The sequence below is a fragment of the Pseudomonas sp. TE6288 genome (assembly GCF_054062095.1).
In genome coordinates this window covers 201,811-226,227 of record NZ_JBSSEW010000006.1, presented here as the reverse complement: position 1 = coordinate 226,227, position 24,417 = coordinate 201,811, and the positions used below count along the sequence as shown (strand labels likewise).

The 24,417-nt window shown below is 66.7% G+C and carries 19 protein-coding genes; 17 read left to right on the top strand and 2 right to left on the bottom strand.

The window, feature by feature from the left end; translation table 11 throughout:
* Position 1: 1 nt before the first annotated feature.
* Entirely contained in the window at positions 2 to 1,711 is a 1,710-nt protein-coding gene (locus ACVWY1_RS08475) for a sulfatase-like hydrolase/transferase (protein ID WP_457378117.1), read from the bottom strand.
* Between the two features lie 384 nt (positions 1,712 to 2,095).
* Between ACVWY1_RS08475 and ACVWY1_RS08470 the strand changes: the two genes are divergently transcribed.
* The 16 genes from ACVWY1_RS08470 to ACVWY1_RS08395 are packed head-to-tail and all read left to right on the top strand — an operon-like array spanning position 2,096 to position 19,968.
* Positions 2,096 to 3,445, top strand: a complete 1,350-nt coding sequence (locus tag ACVWY1_RS08470) for a UDP-glucose dehydrogenase family protein (protein WP_457378116.1) — start codon at positions 2,096 to 2,098, stop codon at positions 3,443 to 3,445.
* Positions 3,442 to 4,506, top strand: coding sequence for an NAD-dependent epimerase (locus tag ACVWY1_RS08465; RefSeq protein WP_110699324.1), 1,065 nt, complete (start codon positions 3,442 to 3,444; stop codon positions 4,504 to 4,506). The genes ACVWY1_RS08470 and ACVWY1_RS08465 overlap by 4 nt, the downstream gene beginning before the upstream one ends.
* Positions 4,503 to 5,249, top strand: a complete 747-nt coding sequence (locus tag ACVWY1_RS08460) for a sugar transferase (RefSeq protein WP_046855782.1) — start codon at positions 4,503 to 4,505, stop codon at positions 5,247 to 5,249. Before ACVWY1_RS08465 ends, ACVWY1_RS08460 begins: the two co-directional genes overlap by 4 nt.
* A gap of 1 nt (position 5,250) precedes the next feature.
* Entirely contained in the window at positions 5,251 to 5,898 is a 648-nt protein-coding gene (locus ACVWY1_RS08455) for a CpsD/CapB family tyrosine-protein kinase (RefSeq protein WP_102682284.1), read from the top strand.
* A 22-nt stretch (positions 5,899 to 5,920) separates the two neighbouring features.
* Positions 5,921 to 6,940 carry a polysaccharide biosynthesis/export family protein gene (locus tag ACVWY1_RS08450; RefSeq protein ID WP_139670963.1) on the top strand — a complete coding sequence of 340 codons (1,020 nt, stop codon included), beginning with the start codon at positions 5,921 to 5,923 and terminating at the stop codon, positions 6,938 to 6,940.
* Positions 6,941 to 6,954: 14 nt separating this feature from the next.
* Positions 6,955 to 8,529, top strand: coding sequence for a GumC family protein (locus ACVWY1_RS08445; protein ID WP_457378115.1), 1,575 nt, complete (start codon positions 6,955 to 6,957; stop codon positions 8,527 to 8,529).
* Complete coding sequence (locus ACVWY1_RS08440) at positions 8,526 to 9,632, top strand: glycosyltransferase family 4 protein (RefSeq protein WP_457378114.1); 1,107 nt, start codon at positions 8,526 to 8,528, stop codon at positions 9,630 to 9,632. Before ACVWY1_RS08445 ends, ACVWY1_RS08440 begins: the two co-directional genes overlap by 4 nt.
* A complete protein-coding gene (locus tag ACVWY1_RS08435; RefSeq protein WP_457378113.1) occupies positions 9,629 to 10,999 on the top strand; it encodes an O-antigen ligase family protein in 1,371 nt (456 codons plus the stop codon). The genes ACVWY1_RS08440 and ACVWY1_RS08435 overlap by 4 nt, the downstream gene beginning before the upstream one ends.
* Positions 10,996 to 11,961 carry a glycosyltransferase gene (locus tag ACVWY1_RS08430; protein ID WP_457378112.1) on the top strand — a complete coding sequence of 322 codons (966 nt, stop codon included), beginning with the start codon at positions 10,996 to 10,998 and terminating at the stop codon, positions 11,959 to 11,961. Before ACVWY1_RS08435 ends, ACVWY1_RS08430 begins: the two co-directional genes overlap by 4 nt.
* The gene (locus tag ACVWY1_RS08425) at positions 11,954 to 13,090 is read left to right on the top strand and encodes a glycosyltransferase (RefSeq protein WP_457378111.1); all 1,137 of its coding nucleotides are present in this window, start codon (positions 11,954 to 11,956) and stop codon (positions 13,088 to 13,090) included. Before ACVWY1_RS08430 ends, ACVWY1_RS08425 begins: the two co-directional genes overlap by 8 nt.
* 9 nt (positions 13,091 to 13,099) lie before the next feature.
* On the top strand, positions 13,100 to 14,107 hold the full coding sequence (locus tag ACVWY1_RS08420) for a polysaccharide deacetylase family protein (RefSeq protein WP_457378110.1): 1,008 nt from the start codon (positions 13,100 to 13,102) through the stop codon (positions 14,105 to 14,107).
* Positions 14,107 to 15,411 (top strand): oligosaccharide flippase family protein, encoded by a 1,305-nt coding sequence (locus tag ACVWY1_RS08415; RefSeq protein ID WP_457378109.1) that lies wholly within the window; start codon positions 14,107 to 14,109, stop codon positions 15,409 to 15,411. Before ACVWY1_RS08420 ends, ACVWY1_RS08415 begins: the two co-directional genes overlap by 1 nt.
* Positions 15,408 to 17,318, top strand: a complete 1,911-nt coding sequence (locus ACVWY1_RS08410) for a hypothetical protein (RefSeq protein WP_277503832.1) — start codon at positions 15,408 to 15,410, stop codon at positions 17,316 to 17,318. Before ACVWY1_RS08415 ends, ACVWY1_RS08410 begins: the two co-directional genes overlap by 4 nt.
* Positions 17,319 to 17,352: 34 nt before the next feature.
* On the top strand, positions 17,353 to 18,042 hold the full coding sequence (locus tag ACVWY1_RS08405; RefSeq protein ID WP_102682292.1) for a GNAT family N-acetyltransferase: 690 nt from the start codon (positions 17,353 to 17,355) through the stop codon (positions 18,040 to 18,042).
* Positions 18,043 to 18,047: 5 nt separating this feature from the next.
* Complete coding sequence (locus ACVWY1_RS08400) at positions 18,048 to 19,220, top strand: GNAT family N-acetyltransferase (protein ID WP_457378108.1); 1,173 nt, start codon at positions 18,048 to 18,050, stop codon at positions 19,218 to 19,220.
* On the top strand, positions 19,192 to 19,968 hold the full coding sequence (locus ACVWY1_RS08395; protein ID WP_277503828.1) for a ChbG/HpnK family deacetylase: 777 nt from the start codon (positions 19,192 to 19,194) through the stop codon (positions 19,966 to 19,968). Before ACVWY1_RS08400 ends, ACVWY1_RS08395 begins: the two co-directional genes overlap by 29 nt.
* 11 nt (positions 19,969 to 19,979) lie before the next feature.
* Here the strand turns inward: ACVWY1_RS08395 and ACVWY1_RS08390 are convergent, their stop codons facing one another.
* Positions 19,980 to 22,223 carry a putative bifunctional diguanylate cyclase/phosphodiesterase gene (locus ACVWY1_RS08390; protein WP_277503826.1) on the bottom strand — a complete coding sequence of 748 codons (2,244 nt, stop codon included), beginning with the start codon at positions 22,221 to 22,223 and terminating at the stop codon, positions 19,980 to 19,982.
* A gap of 559 nt (positions 22,224 to 22,782) precedes the next feature.
* Between ACVWY1_RS08390 and ACVWY1_RS08385 the strand changes: the two genes are divergently transcribed.
* Entirely contained in the window at positions 22,783 to 24,402 is a 1,620-nt protein-coding gene (locus ACVWY1_RS08385) for an NADP-dependent glyceraldehyde-3-phosphate dehydrogenase (RefSeq protein WP_277503824.1), read from the top strand.
* Positions 24,403 to 24,417 lie beyond the last annotated feature (15 nt).

The following is a 24,417-nucleotide window of genomic DNA, read 5'->3' as shown; positions in this document are numbered from 1 at the left end:
GTCAGTCCGCCTTGCCTACCGGCATCGGTTGCCCCGCCAGGACACTGGCGGGGGTGACCACCTGGCCCAGGTCGATGTGACGGAAATCCGGCTTGGCCCCCAGCCGCGCATTGAAACGCACGTTGAAGGTGAACGGGTCGTCGGTCGGCATGTCCAGCGACTGCCCGTAGAGCGCGCTGACCGCCTTGTCGTCGTAGCCCATCAGCTTGAGCATTGTGGGGAACAGGTTGTAGTGGCTGGAGGCGTTACGGTTCACCGCCAGGTTGCCTTCCCAATCCAGTGTCCTGAGGCCCTGCCCCTGGATCACTACCAGCGGCACCAGGCCCTCCTCCGGCACCGGGTCGCTGTCGCAATGGGTGTTCAGCCCCGGGTTGCCACGCTCATGCAGGTCCTGGCCATGGTCGGAGGTGTACAACACCACGGCCTGGCTGAGGTCGGCCTCGACGAACAGGCGGCGGAAGAACTCGCCGACGCTCCACAGCACGGTGTTCTGGTAGGCATTGCGGTACAGCACCCAGTCCTGCGGGCGGCCATCGAAACCGTCGCGGGTGCCAGTGTCGGCAATATCGACGTAGTGGCCCCGGGGCAACGCGGGCTGGTATTTGAGGAAGTCGTCTGGGTATTTGTCGTGCACCGGGAAGTGGGCGCCGACCTTGTTCACCACGATCAGGTGCGGCTTGCCATCCTTGAGCAGCGCCACCAGCCGCTCCAGCGCCGCCATGTCGCGCTGCACCACGGGGGTGTCGTCGAACTGGATGAACTGGTCGATATCGCGCTTCTCGGTTTCGGTCATCAGGTTCTGCAAATTGCCGCCAGTGCGCTGCCCGTCGATGTAGACCGTCTCCAGGCCCGCGCGCTTGGCGTACTGCCAGATCGACGGCTGGGTCGAGTTGATGCGCAGGTAGTCGGCACGGGTGCCGCCATAGCGCAGGGTGACATTGGTGTCGGCGCTGCAGTTGGCAATCGACGCGGCGTAACCGAAATTGACGATCTGCACGCCGGGTTGGGCCTGGGCCAGATGGCTGGTGACCCCGGCCGGGGTGTTCAGGTCCAGGTAGTTGCCCGAGATGCTCTCGTCGATCAGCAGCACGATGTCCCGCACCATCGCCGGGCCTGATTGGGCAAGGGTTACGGGCTGACGTGGTCCGACATGGTCGTGCAGGGTCTCGTAGGTGAACAGGCTCAAGTAGGCCAGCGGCGTGTACATCACCGGCAGCCCGCGGGCGCCCTCGCCGGCCCGCACGAACAGGATGGCGACCAGCGCCAGCAACCCCAGCAGCGGTGCCAACGGTGGCAACAGGCGCGGCAACTTCGGCGTCGGCCCCGGACGCAGGCCAATGCCCAGCAGCAACAGCAGCGCCCGCGCCGCAGCGAGGGTTATGGCGTAATGATATTGCTGCAGCGCCTCCTGGACGAAACCGCCGGCGTAGACCATGGACACGAAGGCGCTATAGGTCAGGTACGAATCGGTGATGCGGTTATAAGCGTCGAGAAAGATCGCGCTGACCGTGAACATCAGGGCCAACGCCCAGCGCAGCCACCCCGCACGCGTGAACGCCGTCAGCACAAGCGCCACTGCCAATAGCGCAAACATACCCAGGTAAAGGACAAGCGGCACGCCAATACCCAAGGCTTCTATGCGCTCACGGTAATAGCCATGAAAACTGGCCAGGTAAACCAGCAGCAGCAAAAGCTTGACCCATCCGCGCATGTTTCGGCCACTCCGGTCATGGAATTCTTCTCAAACCGTAGCACCTGTGAAACAAACCACAACGCAAAAAAGTCAAATTTCCGACGACATACCGACACCGGAATCTGGCACAGGCCGCAAGCTGTTGTTGATTATCTCTATCGTCCGCAGCCCGCTTATTTCGCTGCATTGCACCGTTCATCGGCTCGCCGAACGGCCAATTGCCACTAGCTATGTTCGCTAACACACGGATTGGAAACGGGTTGGTGGCAGAAGGCCCGTTGCGTTGGACTCTGTAAATGCGACGAAACATGCCATTGCTTTGACGCAATTCCACCGGGCTGAGCTATACCCAATTCACATCACTGTTTCATCTCCCTTACTCATCCATTCGAGGCACCGCGCATGGACGTGAGCGTTTTTGGCACCGGTTATGTCGGACTGGTACAGGCAGCAGCACTGGCGGACGTAGGTCACCGGGTACTGTGCGTGGATGTCGATACCCACAAGATCAACCAGTTACGCCAGGGTGTGCCGCCGATCAGCGAGCCGGGCCTGTCGGACTTGCTCGAGGACAACATCAAGGAAGGTCGCCTGCTGTTCAGCACCCAGGCCAGCGACGCCGTCAGCCACGCCGAGCTGATCTTCATCGCCGTGGGCACCCCGCCCGACGAGGACGGTTCGGCCGACCTGACCCATGTGCTCAACGTCACCCGGCAGATCGCCGGGCTGATGGAGACCGACCATACCCTGATCATCAAGTCCACCGTGCCGGTGGGCACCGCCGACCAGGTCATGGCCCTGGCCCGCGACGAGTTGCAGCGCCTGGGCAAGGGTCAGTTGCAAGTACGCGTGGTGTCCAACCCCGAGTTTCTCAAGGAAGGCAGTGCCCTGGCGGACTGCATGCGCCCCGACCGCATCATCGTCGGCACCCTCGACGAGGTCGCCCATGACCAGCTGGCCGAACTGTACGCGCCGTTCTGCCGCAACCACGAAAAACTGATGTTCATGGACAACCGCAGCGCCGAACTGACCAAGTACGCCGCCAATGCCATGCTCGCCACCCGCATCAGCTTCATGAACGAGCTGGCCAACCTCAGCGAACACCTGGGCGCCGATATCGAGGCGGTACGCCGCGGCATCGGCTCCGACCCGCGCATCGGCTACCACTTCATCTACCCCGGTTGCGGCTTCGGCGGCTCATGCTTCCCCAAGGACATCAAGGCCCTGCTGCACACCGCCGCGCACAGTGGCATGCCGCTGCGCCTGCTGCAAAGTGTCAGCGAGGTCAACGACCAACAGCGGCGCATCCTCTTCGCCAAGCTCAAGCAACGCCTCGGCGGCCTGGCGGGCAAATCCATCGCCCTGTGGGGCCTGGCCTTCAAGCCCAACACCGACGACATGCGCGAGGCGCCCAGCCGCTACCTGATGGAAGCGCTGTGGGCCGAGGGCGCCACGGTGCGCGCCTATGACCCCGAAGCCATGGACGAATGCCGGCGCCTGTACGGTTACCGCGACGACCTGCAACTGTGCGCCACCCGCGACGACACCTTGCAGGACGCCGACGCCCTGGTGATCTGCACCGAGTGGAAAAACTTCCGAGTAGTGGACTTCTCGATGCTGGCCAGCAAGCTGCGCGCGCGGGTGATCGTCGATGGCCGCAACCTGTACAACCCTGAACAGGTGGCGGCCCACGGCCTGCACTACAGCGGCATCGGCCTGCGCCAGGTCAGCCCGCAGGCGGATGCGCCATGAAAGTGCTGGTCACCGGCGCGGCCGGTTTCATCGGCGCCCATACCTGCCGCCAGCTGTTGCTCGAGGGGCATCAGGTGGTGGGGCTGGACAACTTCAACGACTACTACGAGCCGTCGCTCAAGCATGCGCGCGTGCACTGGGTACGCCAGACAGCGGGGGATTTCCCGCTGCACTGCCTGGACCTGGGCGACCGCGACGGCATGGCCCGGCTGTTCGCCAGCGAACGCCCGGACGTGGTCGTGCACCTGGCCGCCCAGGCCGGTGTGCGCTACTCGCTGCAGAACCCGCAGGCTTACCTGGACAGCAACCTGGCCGGTTTCCTCAACGTGCTCGAAGGCTGCCGCCGGCACCCGGTCCAGCACCTGCTGTACGCCTCGTCCAGTTCGGTGTACGGCGCCAATCAGCAAACGCCGTATCGGGTCGAAGACGCCGTGGACCACCCGCTGTCGCTGTATGCCGCCACCAAGAAGGCCAACGAGGCCATGGCCCACAGCTACAGCCACTTGTACGGCATTCCCTGCAGCGGCCTGCGCTTCTTTACCGTGTACGGCCCCTGGGGCCGCCCGGACATGTCGCCGATGCAGTTCGCCCGGGCGATCAGCGAAGGCAGGCCGATCCAGCTGTTCAACCATGGCCGCCACCAGCGCGATTTCACCTATATCGACGACATCGTCGAGAGCCTGGTGCGGCTGATCCCCCTGCCCCCGGTCGCCGACCCGCAGTGGAATGCGCTAACCCCGGATCCGGCCAGCAGCCACGCGCCGTGGCGGCTGTACAACATCGGCGGGCAGCGTCCGGTGGAGCTGCTCGACTACCTGGCGCTCCTGGAGAAACACCTGCAGCGCAACGCGGTGATCGAACTGCTGCCGCTGCAACCAGGCGATGTCCTGGCCACCTGCGCCGATGCCAGCGCCCTGGCCAGGGTCACCGGATTCACCCCACAGATAGGCCTCGATGAGGGGCTCAGGCGCTTCGTCGCCTGGTTCAAGAGCTACTACTCGCCCGCCGCCAGCGAAGCGGCGCCCACGGGTGAGCAGCCAGATCAACGGAGGGCGGTATGACAGGACAACCCAAGAGCGCGCAACTGCAGGCGCTGTACCAGGACAAACGCATGGACCCGGCGCACCGACAGCGCATTGATGCCGCCATCCACATGCAGGGCCGCGGCTGGATCACCGGCCGCGTCGGTGGTCGCCCCTGGACCCTTTCGCGCACCAACCGCGTGCTGTCGTGCCTGGCCGCGCTGACCCTGCTGCTGCTGCTGTCGCCGCTGTTCCTGGTGCTGGCGCTGCTGATCAAGCAGTCCAGTCCAGGCCCGGTGTTCTTCGTGCAGAAGCGCACCGGCTACCGCGGCCGCGCCTTCGGCATGTTCAAGTTCCGCACGATGGTGGCGAACGCCGAGGCGTTGAAGGATTCGGTGCGCCACCTGAACAAGCATGGCGCCGATGCCATCGACTTCAAGATCGACAAGGATCCGCGCATCACCTCGGTCGGCGGCTGGTTGCGCAGAAGCAGCCTGGACGAGCTGCCCAACCTGATCAACGTGGTCACCGGCGATATGCGCCTGGTCGGCCCGCGCCCCACTTCATTCAACGCCTACCGCTACCACGACAACCACCTGGCGCGGCTGTCGATCTACCCGGGCATGACCGGCCTGTGGCAGATCTCCGGGCGCAGCAACATCGACTTCGACCAACGGGTGGAGCTGGACCTGAGTTACATCAACGAACAGAGCCTGATGCTGGACCTGAAGATCCTGCTCAAGACCCCGTTCAAAGTCTTCACTGGCCACGGAGCAAGCTGAGATGGACGGTTCATCCTCAAGAAGCCTGACGATCGCTACCCCAAGCGAGACCAACCTGACCGCCACCGTGCTCGACCTCGACCAGCGCACCCTGCTGCTGACCGCGGCCAACACCGGCAGCGGCACCAGCACCAGCGCCCTGGCCTTCGCCAGCCAGCTGGCCCTCATGAGTGCCGGCAACGTGCTGCTGATCGATGCCAGCCTCAGCCCCGGCGGCCTCAGCCAACAGCTCGGCCTGGCCAAGCTACGCGGCTACAGTGACCTGCTGTTCAACCAGGACACCCCGCCGCTGGCCCAGGACTGCATCGTGCGCCTGTCCGACCAGCCGTTCGACGTGCTCCCGGTGGGCACCTGGAAGCGCGGCCGCGACCGCCTCGACCACGAGCAATTGCGCGTACTGCTGAACCAGCTGAGCAACCAGTACCGCTTCGTGGTGATCGACGGCGAAGCCATCTACGCCAGCGCCGACAGCCTGGTGATCGGTACCTTGGTCGACGGCGTGATCCTGGTCGTGTGCGCCGAGGAAACCCGCTGGGAAGTCGCCCAGGCCGCCAGCCAGCGCCTGACCCAGGCCGGCGCGCGATTGATCGGCAGCGTGTTCAACAAGCGCAAGTACTACATGCCCAAGTGGTTGTACGAAAATCTCTGAGAGGCCGCACAGGATGAACGCCATGAGATATCCCTCGATTGCCCTGTGCGTACTGGCCCTGGCCGGCTGCGCCAGCCAGGAAAACCGCGAGATGCCGGTGCAGATCCTCACCGCGCCTCCCGCCGAAAGCCAGGCCACTGAAGTCGCCCGCCGCGAACAGGTACTACGCCCGCAGGACGTGCTGGAAGTGATTTTCCATGTCAGCAACCGCTCGGCCGGGGCCTACCGGATCCAGTCCGGCGACACCCTGGACCTGAACTTCATGGCCGCCAGCGGCCTGAACGGCAACCAGCTGGTGCAGCCCGACGGCACCATCACCCTGCCCAGCACCAACGCCGCGGTGCGCGTCGAGGGCATGACCCCCGGCGAAGCCGAGAGCGCCATCCGCCAGGCCTACCAGGACAAGCGGGTGTTCAAGCCCAACCGTGACCAGGTCACCGTGCGGGTGATGAGCCCGATGACCGACGAGGTCAACCTGAAGAACGCCCTCAGCCACCCCGGCACCGGCATGAGCCGCGACATCACCGTGGGCAACGACGGCCGCGCCACCTTCCCGGAAATCGGCTCGGTACCGCTGCAGGGCATGACCGTCAACCAGCTGCGCGACTACCTCAACGAGCGCTACGCCACGTTGCCAGGGCGCATGAGCGTGGATGTGCTGCTCAAGTCCACCGCCGCCAACGAGATCTACGTGCTCGGCGAAGTCGGCCAGCCCGGCGCCTTCCAGATCCGCCGCCCGATCTCCGTGCTCGAGGCGCTGACCCTGGCCCGCGGCCCGACCCTCAAGGCCAAGCTCGGTTCAGTGGTGATCATGCGTCGCGAGGGCAACACCGTGCATGCGGTCAACTACGACGTCGACCAGGCACTCTCCGGCGGCAGCCAGAAACTCGCCTACCTGCAGCCCGAAGACATGCTCTACGTGCCCAAGACCAAGCTGGCCAGCGCCGCCGAGCTGTCCCGGCAACTGGCCGACGTGGTGCTGTTCCAGGGCTTCGGCTTCAGCTTCAGCTACCGCGTCGACAATAAAGAAAGCGACGACTGACCGGGGGACGGACCATGACTACGCAACCGAAAGAAAACTATGTGCATGAGTTCTTCCGCATCTTCTTCGCCAACCGCCAGTTGGTGAAACGGGTGTTCCTGGTGTTCGCGGTGATCGCCGTGCTGTTGCCGCTGGTGCTCAAGCAGAGCTACGACATCACCGCCGAAGTCATCGTGCAGTCCAAGAAGCTCTCGCAGAGCGACACCACCTCGGCGCTCAGCCAGCAGGCCGATCAGTTCATCCCGCCGTCGCTGGCCGACATGGAGACCGAGAGCAACATCCTGCGCTCGCCAACCCTGATCCGCCAGACCATCGGCGAGCTGCGCAAGGAAGGCCACTATCCGGACGAGCCCGGCCTGCTGCGGCGCACCGTGCTCGACCCGCTGCGTCATGCAGTGATCGAGCCCCTGCACCGGCTGTTCGGCAATAGCGTGGCGGACGATCGCGACACCCAGCTCGACACCCTCACCGACCAGGCCGTCAAGGACCTCAAGGTCGAGACCCTGCCCGGCTCCAACGTGATTTCCATCACCTACAGCGCCAATGACGCGAAGCTGGGCACGCTGTTCGTCAGCCGCCTGCTGGAGAACTTCCTGGCCAACCGCCAGGACCTGCAGTCCAATGAACTGCCCGAAGCCTTCTACGAGCAGAAGAAGCTGCACTACCAGGCCCGCCTGGGCGACCTGGAAAGCCAGCGCCTGGGCCTGCTGACCGCCATCGGCTCGTCGGATCCGAAGGAGGAGATCACCTTCCGCCTCAACGCCATCAACACCGAAGAGCAGGCGCTCAACCTGCAACGTGACCGCCAGCTGCAGAACCAGAAGTGGCTGGACTACCTGCAAAGCAGCCTGGCCGCGGCCAACAAGGCGAAGATGGCCGACTACGCTTTCCCCTACACCTTCACCACCACGGTCGACAACGTCGCCTTCGAAGACCGCGAGATCAAGCAGCTCGGCGAGCAGCTGACCACCCAGCTGGCCCGCTACAACGGTGACGCCACGGTGTTCCAGCCAGGCTCCGACCAGATGGTCATGGCCCGCCAGCAGATTGCCCAGTTGCGCGCGCAGTTCCTCAAGATCGTCGAGAACCGCATCCGTGAACGCCAGCAGGACCTGGCCGTGACCCAGCAGGTGATCGAGCAGAAGACCCAGCGCATCGCCGACTACAGCAAGCGCATCCTCCAGTTGCGCGAGACCCAGAGCAAGACCCGGCAGCTGGACACCGAGATCGATGCCCTGCACAAGGCCTTTTCCACCTACGCCCAGCGCTACGAGGAAAGCCGTGGCCAGGGCCTGCTCGATGGTAGCCAGTCCAACGCGCGCATTCTCAGCGCCCCGTACGAACCCACTGCGGCGAGCTTCCCGAAACCTGGCCTGATCATTCCGTTCGGCCTGGTCACCGGCCTGCTGCTGGCAATTGCCGTGGTCTACGTCAGGGAGTTCTTCGACCACCGCTTCAAGCATCCGGCGCAGATCAGCCACGAGCTGGGCCTGCCGGTACTGCTGGTGATCAACGACCAGTCCCCGGCGCTGCCCAACCCGCACAAGAGTTGGTCGCTGCCACGCCTGTGGCACTGGGTGCGCAATTGAACGCCGCGCTGCACGCCGGCCGGCCGATCCTGCACCTGCTGAGCAGCGGCGGGTTCTACGGCGCCGAGCGCATGCTCCTGGACCACTGCCAGGCCACCCCCGGCCAGCATCGGGTGCTGTTCCTCGATGCCCCGGCGGACCTGGTGGCGCGCTTTCGCGAGGCGGGTGTCGAGTGCGACACCTGCCACGGCCTGGGAGCGGTGCTCAAGGTGCTCGGCGCGCAGCGCGGCGAACGTCCGCTGGTCAACAGTCATAACTTCAAGGGCCAGCTGTTCGGCTGGATCGGCGCCACGCTGTGGCGCCTGCCAATGGTCAGCACCCAGCATGGCTTTACCCCGCGCAGCCGCAAACAGCGTTTCTACACCTGGCTGAGCCTGCAGTTGTGCCGCACGCCGACGGTGGACACGGTGGTGTGCGTGGCCGAGAGCATTGCCCGTATCCATCGCGATGCCAGGGTGCCAGTGGCCAAGTTGCAGGTGATTCCAAATGGGCTGCCCGAGATTTGTGAAACGCAGGCAAAGGATGGCCCGGGGGCGGCACAGCCAGGCGGCGCCCCCTGGCTAGCCGCCTACGTTGGCCGGCTGTCCAGCGAAAAAGGCCCCGACCTGTTCCTCGACACGTTGATCCCGGTGTGTCAACGCCAACCGCGGGTCCACGCCGTGATGCTTGGCGAAGGCCCTGAACGCGATGCCTTGCAACAGCGCATCGACGCTGCCGGTCTGGGCGAGCGCATCACCCTGCCGGGCTTCCAGCGCGACATGCGCGGCTGGATGAAACGGCTGGATGCCCTGGTCATCAGCTCGCGCACCGAAGGCACGCCGATGATCCTGCTGGAAGCCATGCAGGATGGCGTGCCGGTGGTGGCCTTCGGTGTGGGCGGCATCCCCGACGTCATCGAGCACGGCCACAACGGCCTGCTCGCCCGTCCCTTGGCCACGACCGAACTGGGCGAGCATCTCGAAGCGCTGCTGCAAGACCCCGAGCAGGCCGACGAACTGGTTGCCCGGGCTCGCCAGACTCAACGTCAACGCTACCACCTGCCAACCCTGGCACAACGTTGGGCCCAGGTGTATCGAGGCACGACCGAGGAGGTTGTCGCATGATCATTCCCCTGTCGCTGGTGGCCCTGGTGGCCTTGCTGAGCCTGGGTCTCTTGGCCAGCCCCTACCCGTTCCTGGCGCCCGGCGGCGTGATCGGCCTGGCCGGCGTGCTGGTGCTGTACCGCAAACCGGCCTGGGGCCTGCTGGCGATCGCCACCCTGGTGCCGCTGGAGGGGCTGCTCAAGGACGGCCTGGTGTCCGGCGCCAAGCTGGTGGGCATCGGCCTGGTGCTGATCCTCAGCCTGCAACTGGCAGTGCGCCAACTTCCCGGCGAGCGCCTGCGCAGCAATCAATGGCGCCTGTTGCTGCCGTTCATGGCCCTGTACCTGCTGAGCCTGTGGGCCAGCGACGACGTGGCCCTGTCGGGCGGGCACCTGCGTGAACTGCTGGTGGGCCTGGTGGTGTTCGTCATTACCTTGCTGGTCGGTCGCGACCTCAACCTGCCGCTGCTGGCGCGGCTGATCACCGTCAGCGTGTGCGTAACCTGCCTGTTCGCGATCTTCTCCAGCAAATACCAGGAGCAGGGCCGCGCCTCGGCCATGCTCGACCCCAACGCCTTCGCCCTGCTGATCACCATCGCCATGCCCCTGGGGTTGTGGCTGGCGATCAAGGCGCGGCAGATCCCGGTCAAATTGTTCTGGGCCGGTTGCTGCGTGTTGCTGCTGGTGGGCATGACCAAGACCGAGTCGCGCTCGGGGCTGGTGGTATTGCTGATCAGCCTGGGCATCGTGCTGCACAACTATCGCGAACAGCTGACGCGCATCCGCCCGCGCCACCTGGGCTTCGCCATCCTTGGCCTGGCCATTGTCCTGCCCCTGGGCGTGGCCTTGATGCCCGCCGGCTACGCCGACCGCATCCAGTCGCTGATGCTGCTCAAGTCCGGGGTCAACGCCCACCAGGACGAATCGCTGGGCCGGCGCGCCTCCTACCTGGTGGTGGGCAAGGAAATGATCAGCCACAGCCCGCTGCTCGGTACCGGCCCCGGCACCTTCCCGCTGCACTATGCCGACACTGGTTTCTCCAAGGCCTTCGCCCCGGTCAACAGCAAGACCACCGACCTCTACCGCCGCGCTCACAATACCTACCTGGAGCTGTTCAGCGAGGTCGGCCTGCCGGCGGGCCTGCTGTTCGTCGGCATGATTGCCCTGGCCCTGCGCAACTTCTGGCAGGCCCGCGCCGCCTTCCGCGCGGCCGGCGACCCGGACCGCGCCGACCTGATGACCCACCTGACCATGAGCATGCTCGCCATCGGCCTGTTCCTGATGTTCCTCAGCGCCCCGAGCCACAAGTACCTGTGGCTGATGCTGGCGCTGTCCAGCGTGCTGCTTGGCCAGGCGCGTGAGCAGCAGCCCGTGGAGGTGGCCCGATGAGCCGGGTGAGTATCGTCATCCCGATGTTCAACGAAGCCCGCCATATCGGCCGCACCCTCGATGCCGCCCGGCGCTCGGCCAGCGCAGCCGGGCTGGCCTGCGAGCTGATCGTGGTGGACAACGGCTCCAGTGACGACGGCCCGGCGATCGCCCGCGCCCACGGTGCCCAGGTGCTGAGCCTGCCGGGCGTGGCCATCGGCGCCCTGCGCAATGCCGGCGTGAACGCCAGTCAAGGCGACTGGCTGGCCTTCCTCGATGCCGACATCGAGGTCCCGGAACACTGGCTGGACCTGCTGCTGGACCTGCAAAGCCGAGGCGAAGGCGATGTCTTCGCCCTGGACTGCGACACCCCGCGCCATGCGCCCTGGTTCGCCCAGGCCTGGCAACGGCGAACCCTGCGCACCGGGCAGACAGTGCAGGACTGCACCTGGCTGCCCACCCCCAACTTGTTGATGCGGCGCCACTGGTTCGAGCAGGTCGGCGGTTTCGATGAGCGCCTGCGCACCGGCGAGGACAAGGACTTCACCCTGCGCCTGCATGAAGCCGGCGCGCGCCTTCGCGTGCTGCGCGAACCTGCGGTGCTGCACTGGGGTTATGAAGCCAACTGGCGCGAGTGGCTGGGCAAGGAGATGTGGCGCCAGGGCAGCCACCTGCAATTGCTGCGCAGCCATGGCGTGAGCCTGCGCCTGCTGCGTTTTCCGATGCTCTCGGTGGGCGCCTGGGTGCTGGATGCCGTTGCCCTGTCGGCGCTGCTCGACGGCTTCCCTCATGTCGCGCTGTTCTTCCTGCTGGTCAGCGCCCTGCCCGCGCTGTTCCTCAGCCTGCGCCAGAGCCGCAGGCACCGCGACCCGCTGCTCACGCTGCAACTCTGGGGCCTGCACTGGCTGCGCCTGCACCTGGCCGGCGCCGCCTTCATCCTCAGCCTGTTCAACCGCACCGCAAGGAGGCCCGCCCGTGGCTGAGTTCATTTTCTGGCTATGCCTGCTGCTGCCGTTGTACGCCTGGGTCGGCTACCCGCTGCTGCTGACCCTGGCTGCGCCGTTCTTCGCCCGTCGCACCGCCATGCCGTTGCCCGCGCAACGGGTCAGTGTGGTGATCGCCGCGCACAACGAAGAGCGGCATATCGAAGCCAAGCTTGTCAGCGTGCTCGGCCAGGACTACGCAGCCGCGGAGCTGCAGGTGGTGGTGGCCAGCGACGGCTCCAGCGACCGCACCGTGGCCTTGGCCCGTGGCCTGGGCGACCTCCGGGTGCAGGTGCTGGACCTGCCACGCCTGGGCAAGGCCGGTGCGTTGAACAGTGCCGTGCAGGTGTGCACGGGCGACCTGCTGGTGTTCACCGACGCCGATAACCAGTGGTCGACCGACACCCTCGGCCTGCTGCTCGCACCCTTCGCCGACGCGCAGGTCGGCGGCACTGCAGGGCATATGATCATTCCCGACCCGGGCAAGGGCCTGAGCATCGGCGACAGCCTGTACCGCCACTACGAAGCCTGGGTGCGCAAGGTGGAGAACCGCACCGGCTGCATGGTCTCGGCCGACGGCGCCCTGCTGGCCCTGCGCCGGGGGCTGTACCAGCCAATCCCGAAACAGGTCAACGACGACTTCTTCATCAGCACCTGCGCACCGGCCGCAGGCCTGCGCATCGTCTATGTGCCCGAGGCGGTGGTGCTCGATCAGGGCGTCGACGAGGCCGACAAGCAGTTCCGCCGCCGCCAGCGCGTCACCGTCGGTGGCCTGCTGAGCCTGGCCGCCCGCCGCGAGCTGCTCAATCCGGCGCGCCACGGCCTGTACGCCATCGCCCTGATCAGCCACAAGCTGATCCGCCGCCTGGCCCCGGTACTGCTGCTGCCGCTGTTGCTGGCCAACCTGTGGCTGGCCGCCGAGCCCGGTTTCTACCGCCTGACCCTGGCCCTGCAACTGCTCGGCTACGCCGCCGCCATCGCCGGCCTGCTCGACGCCCGCCGGCGCTTGCCCCGCCCGTTCCGCCTGGCCGCCTTCGTGCTGGTCACCCTCGCCGGCATGAGCGTGGGCCTGTGGCAGTTCCTGCGCGGGCACAGCTACAGCCAATGGAACCCCGACCAGAATCGATGAGCGACGGACATGCCGATCAAGACCCACATCAAGCAGGCCAGCGGCTGGTTCTATTTCAACTCGCCACGCGGACGCGCCGAGCTGCGTGGCGCCGGGGTGATCCTCATGCTGCACCGGGTGCTGGCCGATGACGCCAGCGCCGCGCTGCCCCACCGCAACGAGCTGTGCGTCGGCCCGCGGGCCTTCGAGGGCTTGCTGCGCTGGCTGCCCCGGCATTTCGACTGCGTCAGCCTCATGGACCTGCTGCACAGCCACGAGGAACCCCGCGCCGACTGCCGCCCCAAGGTAGCCCTGACCTTCGACGACGGCTGGCGCGACAACGCCGTCAACGCCTTCCCGCTGCTACAGCGTCACCAGGTGCCGGCAAGCATCTTCCTGTCCACCGACTACATCGGCAGCCGCCAGCGCTTCTGGTGGGAAAGCGTCGGCGAGACCCTCTGGGGCAGCCATGGCGAGGAGGCAAGGCGCCAACTGATCGAACGCCTGCGCAAACTCGGCCGGCCGTTGCCGGCGGCCTACTTCATGCACGACCACAGCAAGGCCCGCAGCCTGGTGCTGGCGCGCTACCTGCAGACCCTCAAGAGCCTCAGCCCCCAGGCCCTGCACGTGCTGACCGATGCCTGCCCGACGGAGTCGCTGCCCCAGGCCATGGACTGGCAGCAGGTGCGCGCCCTGGAGGACTCCGGCCTGGTGCGCTTCGGCCCGCATGGCGCCAGCCATGCCCTGCTGCCCTACCTGGACGACCATCGCCTCAAGGAAGAACTGACCCGCAGCCATGCGGCACTCAACGAAGGCTGCCGCGCACCGCTGCCGGTGTACTGCTACCCCAACGGCGACCACGACGAACGCGTGCGCGCCCAGGTCGCCGCGCATCGCTACCCCTACGCCCTGAGCACCCGCCCGGGCATCTGCCAGGGTCATGACGATCCGCTGGCCCTGCCGCGCATCGGCGTCAGCCAGCGCAATGCCAGCCGGCCCTCGCTGCTGGCCTGGCGCATCAGTCGTGGAGAACGCTGATGAATCGCAACAGCTATATGCGCCACCTGGCGCTGAGCATGGGCACCAAGCTTGCGATGATCGCCCTGCGCCTGCTGCGCAACGTGCTGCTGGCGCGCATCCTCGGGCCCAGCGAGCGCGGCCTGTTCGCCCTGCTCAGCACCCTGCCCGACCTGATCAGCGCCGCCACCAGCGGCGGCCTGAACAGCGCGGTCGGCTACCAGGCGGCCAAGCAGCGCGACATGGGCCTGCTGCTGACCCAGGTGCTGGTCTACGGTTGCCTGCTGGCCGGCGTGCTGACCCTGGCCTGCGTGTTCCTGGTGCGCGAGTTCGGCGCCAACCTGGAAGTCACCATGCAACTGGGCCTGCTGGCTTGGCTATTGCTGCTGGCGGTGCCGATGACCGTGCTCAAGAGCGGCCTGCTGACCCTGCACAACGCCAGCGGCGGCGTCGGCGCCTTCAACGCCCTGCGCCTGACCGAGTCGCTGGCGCCGCTGCTGCTGTTCCTCGGGCTGTTCTGGATGTGGCGAGACGAGGCGCTGGAAGCGGCGCTGATCAGCTGGCTGTGCGGCATCGCCCTGGTCCTGGCGCTGGGCCTGTGGTGGCTGCGCCGCCAGTACCCGCTGGCGCTGCGCTGGGACCGCAGTGGCCAGCGTGAGTTGCTCAGCTACAGCGCCAAGAGCCACCCCGACCTGTTGTTCCAGCAGTTGATCCTGCGCTCGGACTACCTGTTCATCGGCGCGCTGCTCGGCAGCACCGCCCTGGGCCACTACGCCATGGCCAGCGCCGCCGCCGAACTGCTGCTGATCGTCCCCGAGGCGGTGACCACACCGCTGATGAAGCGCCTGCTGCAGCAGGATGCCGGCATGGAGCGCATCACTCCCCTGGCCCTGCGCCTGACCGCCACGGTGATGCTCGGCGCCTGCCTGGGCATGGCGCTGATCGGCCACTGGCTGATCGTCACCTTGTTCGGCGCCGACTACGCCCCGGCCTACCCGGCCCTGCTGGCGTTGCTGCCAGGCCTGCTGGGACTGTGCTATGCCAGCATCTTGCGCCTGGACCTGCTAGGCAAGAACCGTCCCGGCACGGTGTCGTTGATGATGGGCGCTGGTGCCGCGCTGAACCTGGTGCTCAACATCGTCCTCATTCCGGCCTGGGGTATCGTCGGCGCGGCCGCGGCTTCGTCCATCGCCTACCTGGCGGTCACCGTGACGATGCTGGTGCTGTACTGCCGCCTCAGCGGCGTGCCGCTGGGCCAGACCCTGATCATCCTGCCCGCCGACCTGACGCCGCTGCGCCAGATACTGCAACGGAGGGCGGCATGAAGGCCGCCTTGCTGTGCGGCGCGCTCTTGGCGCAGGGCGTGTTCGCCGCGCCGGTGCAGTGGGCGGACATCCGCGACGGCAGCCTGTACCTGCTCCCCGACCGCGCCGACGAACTGCGTATCCAGTGGCAGCCCGCCTGGCAGGCCGATGCCAACGCCGAGCGTCTGTACCTGCTGGACGGCCAGGGCCGCCTGGCCGGCAACCGGCGGATCGAAGCCGCGCAGGTGCGCGGCGAGCAACGCTGGCCGTTGGCGGCGGGCGGCGGCGCTTATCGCCTGGAGGTGCCCGGCTACAGCTTCCGTGACTATCGCATCCAGCATGACAACAGCACCCGCGCGCTGTTCGCCCCGGCAAAGGTGCACTTCAGCGCTGAAGTCGGACCAGGCGTTACCCTGTATTTCCGGGTCAAGGCCGGCGAGCAGGCGGTATTGGCCGGCAAGCACCACGGCGGCGTGCATGGCCTGTTCGCCGAACGCCTGAGCGATGGCCGGCGCATCCAGCTACCACTCAAGCCCTACCGTGCCTACTGGCGCTTCGATCAACAGGCGCTGCCCGCCAGCGGCCGTGACGAGATCTGGCGACTGGGCCTGCAGGGCAGCGGCAAGGCGGCGTTCTGGCTCGACGGCAGCGCCAACCTGTTCGCCCAGCGCGCCGCCGACCTGGGCGAGCTGCCACAACTGCCGGGCCAGGTAACCCTTGCCTTGGGTGACAAGGTCCTCGGCCCCACCCCACGGCTGGGCGTCGCCCTGCCCTACGTGCTGCCACCAGCCTCGAGCTTCGCCGCGCTGGATGCCCTGCGCCCCCAGGCCGCCGGCTTCTACAGTTTCGTCGACGTACTGCAACGCCAGCCGGACTTCGAAAACGCCTGGCGCAAGCTCTATCAGCAGCGCTTCGGCATTCTCCAGGACATCACCCTGCTGGCCGGCAGCGCCCGGGTCGCCGACCTGCGCAGCGACCGTACCAGCACGGACGGGCTGGACGCATGGCTCGAGGCGACCAAAGCCCTGGGCGGCAAGGGCATTCACTACCTGGCCTTCGCCGACGAGCCGAATCTCAACTACCGCGACTACGCCAGCTACCGCGATTTCTTCCAGGCCCTGGCCAAACGCGTGCGCGAGTATCCCGGTGCCCACGAGGCCGGCGTGCGCATCGCCATGCCGGCCTCCTCGCGCCTGCTCGGCGGGCCTTTCACCGACGACGGCAAGCAGCGCCGCGGCATCGACTGGGCGCGGCGCCTGCTGGCCGAGCAAGGCGCGCAGATCGACGCCCTGGCCTGGCACGAATGGATGGTCCGCGACCTGCTCGCCACCCGCAGCTACCGCGACAGCGTGCGCCAGGCTGCCGCGCTGGTGGGCCTGGATGGCCAAGGGCGGCCGCGCAAGGCGCTGCTGCTGGACCAGACCAACCTGTCCAGCGGCTCGAGCCTGAGCCCCTACGAGCAGAACACCCACTACGCCGGCTTGTGGTGGGCCTCGGTGGTGATCAACGCCGCCAGTGACGGCCTGCTCGACATGCTCAACTGGTTCCATGTCGCCGACGAGCCCGAATGGCCCAAGGGCATGCTGCGCGATGCCGGCGGCCAGCGCTACGAACTCAAGCCGGTAGGCCTGGCCCAGCATTTCATCCAGCGCCACTGGCTGGACCAGGTGCTGGCCCTGGACAACGACGCCTTCGAGGTCGATGCCCTGGCCATGGCCCGCCAGCACCAGCGCAGCCTGCTGGGGGTGAACAAGGCCGAGCGCCTGCAGCAGGTGACGCTGACCCTCGGCGGCTGCCCCAGCGGCCAGCTCGAACTGTTCGGCCCCGACAACCAGAGCCGCCGCGCCAGCTTCAGCTGCACCGATGGCCAGATCCATTTTCAACTGCCAGGGCAGACCGTATTCGCCCTGACCTGGAGCGCGTCATGAGACGCACCTCGATCAGCCATGCCCAGGAGGCACGATGACCGCATTCACCAAGATCCAGGACCGCATCAAGCGCAAGGGACTGCGAGCCACCTGCCGTAGCGCCTTCCGGCATTACGTCTTCTATCATTGGGAACTGTTGTGGATGGAGCGCGACCTGGTCAGCCCGGTGCCGCCGCACCGGCTCAAGCCCTACGGCACCTTGCGGGTCGAGCACATCACCGTGCATAACGTGCGCGCCTTCGCCCGCCACTTCGGCGACCGCGTCGAGACCATGCGCGAGCTGGCCGCCGAAGGCCATACCGGGTTGATGTTCCTCGACGACGACAACGACGCCGTGGCATTCATCTGGGGCAGCAGCCGCCATTACCACGACCGTCACTACTACGGTTGCTGGTTCCCGGTCGGGCCGGGGGAGTTCTTCGAGTTCGGCGGCGAGCTGATCCGCAAATACTGGGGTACCGAGCTGTCGGTGGACCTGCAGCTGGAACTGTGGAAGGCCATGGCCGCCCAGGGCTGCACCAAGGTGGTGGACGTGTGCGAGCAGCACAATATTCCGGCGCTCAAGCTGCACCTGCGCATGGGTTATCAGGAACAAGGACGGATCATGAACGTGTACTGCCTGTTTGGCCGCTGGAAGTTCTTCCGCGAAAGCCGCTACACCGCCTCGCGACTCGAGCCGTTGCGCAAGCCGGAGGCTCCGGCCTCCTCGGCCACGGCGGGCTGACCCCCATGGGCCTGCAACTGAAATGGTGCGCCTCGCTGCGCGCCGGCGACTTTCCCGCCGCCGACTACGAGGTGCTGCGCAGGCGCCTGCCCGACAGCACGCCGTTCAACCACCTCGGCTGGCTGCGCGCCGCCGAGTCAGCCCTGCTGCCGGGCCAGCGGCTGCAGGTCCTGCTCGGCTACCAGGACGAACGCCTGTGCCTGTGCCTGCCGCTGATCCGTGCCCGCGAACCGTTCGGCCCGCTGTTCGCCCCGGTGGTGCGCCACCTGGGATACCCGCTGAGCGACCGCATCGCCCTGCTCATCGACCTGCCGGCGCTGTATGCCGACCAGGTCCTGCAGGCCATACGCAAGCGGCTACCGCATGCCTTGCTGCAGTTGAGTGAAGTACCGGACAGCGCCGAGCACGATGGCTGGCTGCGCCAGTGGGCCGGCGCCAGCTCCACCTGGCAGCAGCGCCTGACCTGCCGGGTGCCGGTGCACCGCATCAACGAACAGGACCGCCAGGAAGTCAGCGGCGACCCACGCTACAAGCTGCGCCGCGCGCGCAAACGCATCAAGGCCTGCGGTGCCAGCGTGCGCCGGGTCGTGGCCACTCCCGAGAACATGGGTGAACTGCTCGACGCCATCAGCGCCGTCGAAGCGACCAGCTGGAAAGGCGACGACGAGGTCGGCATCTTCTCCGGCCCCCAGCGTCGCCCATGGATGTACCAGGCCTTCACCGCCCTGGCCGGCGAAGGCCTGGTGTGCCTGGTGCTGCTGGAACTGGACGGGCGCTGCATCAGTTACCGCCTGGGCCTGCTGGAGCGCGGCCGGGTGTACGACTACAACCTGGCCTTCGTTCCTGAGTACCGCGACCTGGGCAGTGGCCGCGTGCTGCTGGAGGAATGGATTCACTGGGGCGTGGACGAAGACTGGAAGTGGGTCGACGCTTCGCGGGTCAGCCTGGACAACTCCAGCCACCAGTTGCACGAGCGCATGACCGGCCAGGTCGAACAGTGGCGCCTGAGCAGCTACAGCTGGCGCCCCGACGGCGTGCTGCTGGGTCTGGCGCTACGCTGCTGGCACTGGTTCAAGCCACGCCTGCGCAGACGCTCGCCGCGCCAGGAAGCCGATGTTGTCGCCCCCACCCCGCCACAGGAGCGCCCGGATGCCATCCCAGGTCATAGTCAACGCTGACGATTTCGGCCTCAGCGCCCACACCAACGCAGTCATCCTGCATGCCTTCCAGGCCGGGCTGATCAGCTCGGCCACGGCCATGGCCAACATGCCGGCCTTCGCCACCGCCTGCATGCTGGCCCAGCAGCCGGCGCTCAAGGGACGGGTGGGGTTGCACTTCAACCTCACCTACGGCCGCCCGCTGAGCCAGGCGATCCTCGCCGAGCCGCGCTTCTGCACGCCCCATGGCGAGTTCGACCTGCGCCTGAAGCAACGCACCCTGCACCTGTCGCGCCGCGAGCGGGCCGCCGTGGAAGCGGAACTGGAGGCCCAGTGGAAACACTGCCTGGATCATGGCCTGATGCCAAGCCACCTGGACTCGCACCAGCACGTGCACAACATCTGGCCAGTGGGCGTCATCGTCGCCCGCTTCGCCCGCGTCCAAGGGGTGCCGATCCGCCTGGCACGCAATGTGGGGCACAATATCGGGCCGGCCAAGCGCATGTTCAAGAGCCTGCTCAACCGGCGCCTGCGCCAGCTCGCCGGAAGCACCGCCGACTTCGTCTGCACCCCGGCCGACCTCAAGGCCGGGTTGGCCCCCGCACACGGCGTGCTGGAGGTAGTCGCCCATCCCAGCGCGCTGGGCGGGCACGATTTCGGCGATGCCTACCTGGCCAGCGGCGAATCGCTGCTGGCGTTGGTCGAGCAGCGCCTGGGGCAGGTGCCACGGGTGGGGTATGCGAGCCTGGGCATCCAGGAGATGGGTTGAAAGCCCACCCGCTAGCGCCCCGGCGGCCGATGCCGGCGCTCGTGGTTGTCGGCCAGCCAGCCGCGCAGTGCCTCGGCCGGCATCGGCCGCCCGAGCAAAAAGCCCTGCCCCTGGTCGCAACCGGCGTGGCGCAGGAAATCGTACTGCTCCTGAGTCTCGATGCCTTCGGCGGTGATGCGAAACCCCAGGGCATGCCCGAGATCGATGATCGCCCTGGCGATGGCCACCGCGTCGTCGTCTGCGGGCAGGTCCTTGATGAAGGCCCGGTCAATCTTCAGGTGGTCGATCGGCAGCGCGCGCAGATAGGCCAGTGACGAATAACCGGTACCGAAGTCGTCCACCGCCGTGGCCACGCCCATGGCCTGCAATTGCGCCAGCACCGCGCAGGCTTGCTGCTGGCTTTCCATCAGCAGGCTCTCGGTGATCTCCACCTCCAGCAGGTTGGCCGGCAGGCCGTGGCGCTCCAGCGCCGAGGCGAGGCTGGTCACATAGTCGCTGCGCTCAATCTGCAGGGCCGCTACGTTGATCGCCAGCGGCCCGGGCAGGCCATCACTGGCGCGCCATTCGGCCAACTGGGCGCAGGCAAGTTCCAGCACCCGCTCGCCGAGCGGGATGATCAACCCGGTGCGCTCGGCCAGGGGGATGAACTCACCGGGCGAGATCAGGCCATGCTCCGGGTCGCGCCAGCGCAACAGCGCCTCGACGCCCTCCAGCTGCCCGCTGAACAGGTCAACCTTGGGCTGGTACCACAGCTCGAACTCGTTGTGCTCCAGCGCCCGGCGCAGATTGCGCTCCAGCTCCAGGCGCTGCTGCAGGCGCTCGGTCATGTCCGGGTGATAAGGCCGCCAGGCATCGCGGCCGGCCTCCTTGGCGGCGTACATGGCGGTGTCGGCATGGCGCAACAGGCTGTCGGCGTCCTCGCCATGCTGCGGGCACCAGGCCAGGCCAATGCTGCCAGTAACCAGGGCGGCGTTGCCATTAAGGTCGAATGGCCGCTGCAGGCAACGCAGCAAGGCGCGGACCTGCTGGCTCACCTGCCCCTGGGCGCCTTGCAGCATGAACACGAACTCGTCGCCGCCCAGGCGGCAGAGCCGGTCCTGACTGTCGAGCTCCTGCAGGAAGCGTGCGGTCGCCTGCTGCAGCAGCAGATCGCCCATCGGGTGCCCCAGGCTGTCATTGACCTGCTTGAAACCGTCGATGTCGAGCATCAGCACCGCCAGGCCATGGCCCTGTAAAATGGCAGTGCTCAGTTGCTGCTGGAACAGGATGCGGTTGGGCAACCCGGTGATGGTGTCGTAGTGGGCCAGGCGTTCGAGCTGGGCCTGGTAGCGCTGCAGCTCGCGATTGCGTTGCTCGAGCAGACGCTGCTTGCGATTGAGCTGCGCGACAAACAGGCTGAACACACCCGTGCAGCTCAAGGCGAACAGGAACAGCGGCGAGCCGAACAAGTCCAGCCCCGACCAGCCACCCCGTGGCGCGGCGACCAATTGCCAGAGGCCGCCCGGCACCTCCACGGTCATCTTCACCTGCGGCTCGTCGAACAGCCGTGGGTCGCCCCAGATCAGCGCGCCTTCGGCGCCCTTGCCATCGCCCCCGCGCACGGCCAGCTCGAACTCGGTGTCCGGGCGCAGCCCCGCCGTGTGCAGCAATCGGTCGATATCGGCAACGATCGACACATTACCCCAGTAAAAACGCACGCCGCGGTTGCCAGTGACGAACACCGGCCGCCGGTAGATCAACGCCCGCCCGCCCTGATACAGCTGCAGCGGGCCGGCCAGCACCGGCTGGGCATGCTCGCGGGCCGAGCGCAGCAGGGGAAACTGCTCCGGCAACTGGCGGTAATCCAGCCCGATCAGCCGCTCGTTGCCGGACAACGGGTAGACATCGCTGATCACATCATCCGGCGCCAGCGCGATATGGCGCATGTACGGCACCGACTGCAAGGCATCGCGGGCCATGCCATGGAAATGCGCGGGGCTGATGCCGCCGTCGGCACTGATCAGCTGGGCGATGCCTTCGGCCTCGCCGAACGCCGCGCCCAGCTGCGCCTCCAGCGCACCCCGCATCCCCGCCAGGTGGGCTGCCAGGTTGCCCAGTTGCTCACTGCGCTCGCGCTGCGCGTCGAGGTGACCCAGGGCGACCGAAAGGCCGATGCCCACCAGGGCAAGACCGACCGGCAACAGGCGGTTGAGCGTGTGCCGCACGGTGCCGGATGGCAGATGCGTAGGTTCAGGAGAATGCTGGGGAATGGTCATAGGCAGGCGATGGCAGTCGATTTAGCAGTTATCGGCGTTGCGCGGCCAATATTGAGGCCTGTTTTCCCAACCCGCGGGCCGGGATGCATATGCACCACCGTCGGTGCCATCACGACTGCTCTGATGCGAGCTTTGCGAGGAACCAAACAGGACATCGGATACCTCCAACCCGCACCAATCTATTCTTGAGCGATGCCTGCCGGCCTGGGCGCGGGAAGCCACGCCCGAACACTGGCAGCGGCTGCCCAACCCCGCGCCGGGTCGCTGGCGACCTTGGCCCGGCGCCAGAGGTGTCGATGTACTGCGCCAACGAATGCAGCGGATCTGCCAGACTACGATCAAACCCGGCTGTGGCAATGGCGGCGCACCTGTGCAGATCCGCGAGCCATGGATTATGGCCTGGCGATCGGCGCAATGAGGCTGCTGGAGGCCAAGGCGCTCCCGCCGCCATTCGAGGAGTGATCGGCAACGACGGCGCCGGACTGGTAATTTTCCGGAGGTCGGCGCATGCTCGCAAGCTGAAGCGTTTCATCATCCGGATTTGAGAGGTGCAGTACCCATGGACCGTCTGCTCGACTCGCTGTTTCCCGCCCTCGAGGACATCCCCGAAGCCTGGCGCCTCGCCGCCCCCCTGGAGCAACGCGACTATCTGGTCAACGGTGAACTGCGGCACTGGGCCGGCCCCCTGGCTACCGTGCGCAGCCCGGTCTGGCTCAAGGAAGGCGACAGTGAGCGCCAGGTCATCCTCGGCAGTGCCCCCCTGCTCGACGCCGACACGGCGCTCACCGCGCTCGACGCGGCCGTGGCCGCCTACGACAAGGGCCGCGGCGCCTGGCCGAACATGCGCGTGGCCGAGCGTATCGGGCATGTCGAAACTTTCCTGGCGCGCATGCGCGAGCAGCGCACGGCGGTGGTCAAGCTGCTGATGTGGGAGATCGGCAAGAACCTCAAGGATTCGGAGAAGGAGTTCGACCGCACCTGCGACTACATCGTCGACACCATCGAGGCGCTCAAGGACCTCGACCGTCGCTCCAGCCGCTTCGAGCTCGAGCAGGGCACCCTTGGCCAGATCCGCCGCGCACCGCTGGGCGTTGCGCTGTGCATGGGCCCGTACAACTACCCGCTCAACGAAACCTTCACCACGCTGATCCCGGCGCTGATCATGGGCAACACCGTGGTGTTCAAGCCCGCCAAATTCGGCGTGCTGCTGATCCGCCCATTGCTCGAAGCCTTCCGCGACAGCTTCCCGCCTGGGGTGATCAACGTCATCTACGGGCGCGGCCGCGAGACCGTCAGCGCACTGATGGCCAGCGGCAAGGTCGACGTGTTCGCCTTCATCGGCACCCACAAGGCCGCCAGCGACCTGAAGAAGCTCCACCCACGCCCGCACCGCCTGCGCGCGGCGCTGGGCCTGGACGCCAAGAACCCCGGCATCGTCCTGCCCCAGGTCGACCTCGACAACGCCGTCGAAGAGGCCGTCACCGGCGCCCTGTCGTTCAACGGCCAGCGTTGCACCGCGTTGAAGATCCTGTTCGTGCACGAGGACGTGGTCGAGGCATTCCTCGACAAATTCCAGCGCAAGCTCGCCGCGCTCAAGCCCGGGATGCCCTGGGAGCCCGGCGTGGCGCTGACGCCGCTGCCGGAACCCGGCAAGCTCGACTACCTCGACGCACTGGTGGCCGACGCCACCGCCAAGGGCGCCCGGGTGCTCAACGAAGGTGGTGGGCAAAGCCGCGGCTCGTTCTTCTACCCTGCGCTGCTCTACCCGGTCAGCCAGGACATGCGCGTCTATCACGAGGAACAGTTCGGCCCGCTGGTGCCCGTGGTGCCCTACCGCGACCTGCAGAGCGTGATCGACTACGTGCTCGATTCCGACTACGGCCAGCAGCTGAGCCTGTTCGGCAACGACCCGCAGACCATTGGCGCGCTGGTCGATACCTTCGCCAACCAGGTCGGCCGGATCAACCTCAACGCCCAATGCCAGCGCGGCCCGGATACCTATCCGTTCAACGGCCGCAAGAACAGTGCCGAAGGGACCTTGTCGGTGCATGACGCATTGCGCGTGTTCTCCATCCGCACCTTGGTGGCGACCAAGTTCCAGGAAGCCAACAAAGAACTGATCAGCGAGATCATCCGCAACCGGCAGTCGAGCTTCCTTACGACCGACTACATCTTCTGAACAATTCGCCTGATC

Excerpts from the sequence above, each read along its gene's own strand:
- ACVWY1_RS08455 (WP_102682284.1), top strand. The coding sequence starts at position 5,251 with ATGGACGGTTCATCCTCAAGAAGCCTGACGATCGCTACCCCAAGCGAG.
- ACVWY1_RS08475 (WP_457378117.1), bottom strand. The coding sequence starts at position 1,711 with ATGCGCGGATGGGTCAAGCTTTTGCTGCTGCTGGTTTACCTGGCCAGT.
- ACVWY1_RS08430 (WP_457378112.1), top strand. The coding sequence starts at position 10,996 with ATGAGCCGGGTGAGTATCGTCATCCCGATGTTCAACGAAGCCCGCCAT.
- ACVWY1_RS08435 (WP_457378113.1), top strand. The coding sequence starts at position 9,629 with ATGATCATTCCCCTGTCGCTGGTGGCCCTGGTGGCCTTGCTGAGCCTG.
- ACVWY1_RS08405 (WP_102682292.1), top strand. The coding sequence starts at position 17,353 with ATGACCGCATTCACCAAGATCCAGGACCGCATCAAGCGCAAGGGACTG.
- ACVWY1_RS08395 (WP_277503828.1), top strand. The coding sequence starts at position 19,192 with ATGCCATCCCAGGTCATAGTCAACGCTGACGATTTCGGCCTCAGCGCC.
- ACVWY1_RS08410 (WP_277503832.1), top strand. The coding sequence starts at position 15,408 with ATGAAGGCCGCCTTGCTGTGCGGCGCGCTCTTGGCGCAGGGCGTGTTC.
- ACVWY1_RS08450 (WP_139670963.1), top strand. The coding sequence starts at position 5,921 with ATGAGATATCCCTCGATTGCCCTGTGCGTACTGGCCCTGGCCGGCTGC.
- ACVWY1_RS08465 (WP_110699324.1), top strand. The coding sequence starts at position 3,442 with ATGAAAGTGCTGGTCACCGGCGCGGCCGGTTTCATCGGCGCCCATACC.
- ACVWY1_RS08420 (WP_457378110.1), top strand. The coding sequence starts at position 13,100 with ATGCCGATCAAGACCCACATCAAGCAGGCCAGCGGCTGGTTCTATTTC.
- ACVWY1_RS08445 (WP_457378115.1), top strand. The coding sequence starts at position 6,955 with ATGACTACGCAACCGAAAGAAAACTATGTGCATGAGTTCTTCCGCATC.
- ACVWY1_RS08385 (WP_277503824.1), top strand. The coding sequence starts at position 22,783 with ATGGACCGTCTGCTCGACTCGCTGTTTCCCGCCCTCGAGGACATCCCC.
- ACVWY1_RS08415 (WP_457378109.1), top strand. The coding sequence starts at position 14,107 with ATGAATCGCAACAGCTATATGCGCCACCTGGCGCTGAGCATGGGCACC.
- ACVWY1_RS08400 (WP_457378108.1), top strand. The coding sequence starts at position 18,048 with ATGGGCCTGCAACTGAAATGGTGCGCCTCGCTGCGCGCCGGCGACTTT.
- ACVWY1_RS08460 (WP_046855782.1), top strand. The coding sequence starts at position 4,503 with ATGACAGGACAACCCAAGAGCGCGCAACTGCAGGCGCTGTACCAGGAC.
- ACVWY1_RS08390 (WP_277503826.1), bottom strand. The coding sequence starts at position 22,223 with ATGACCATTCCCCAGCATTCTCCTGAACCTACGCATCTGCCATCCGGC.
- ACVWY1_RS08470 (WP_457378116.1), top strand. The coding sequence starts at position 2,096 with ATGGACGTGAGCGTTTTTGGCACCGGTTATGTCGGACTGGTACAGGCA.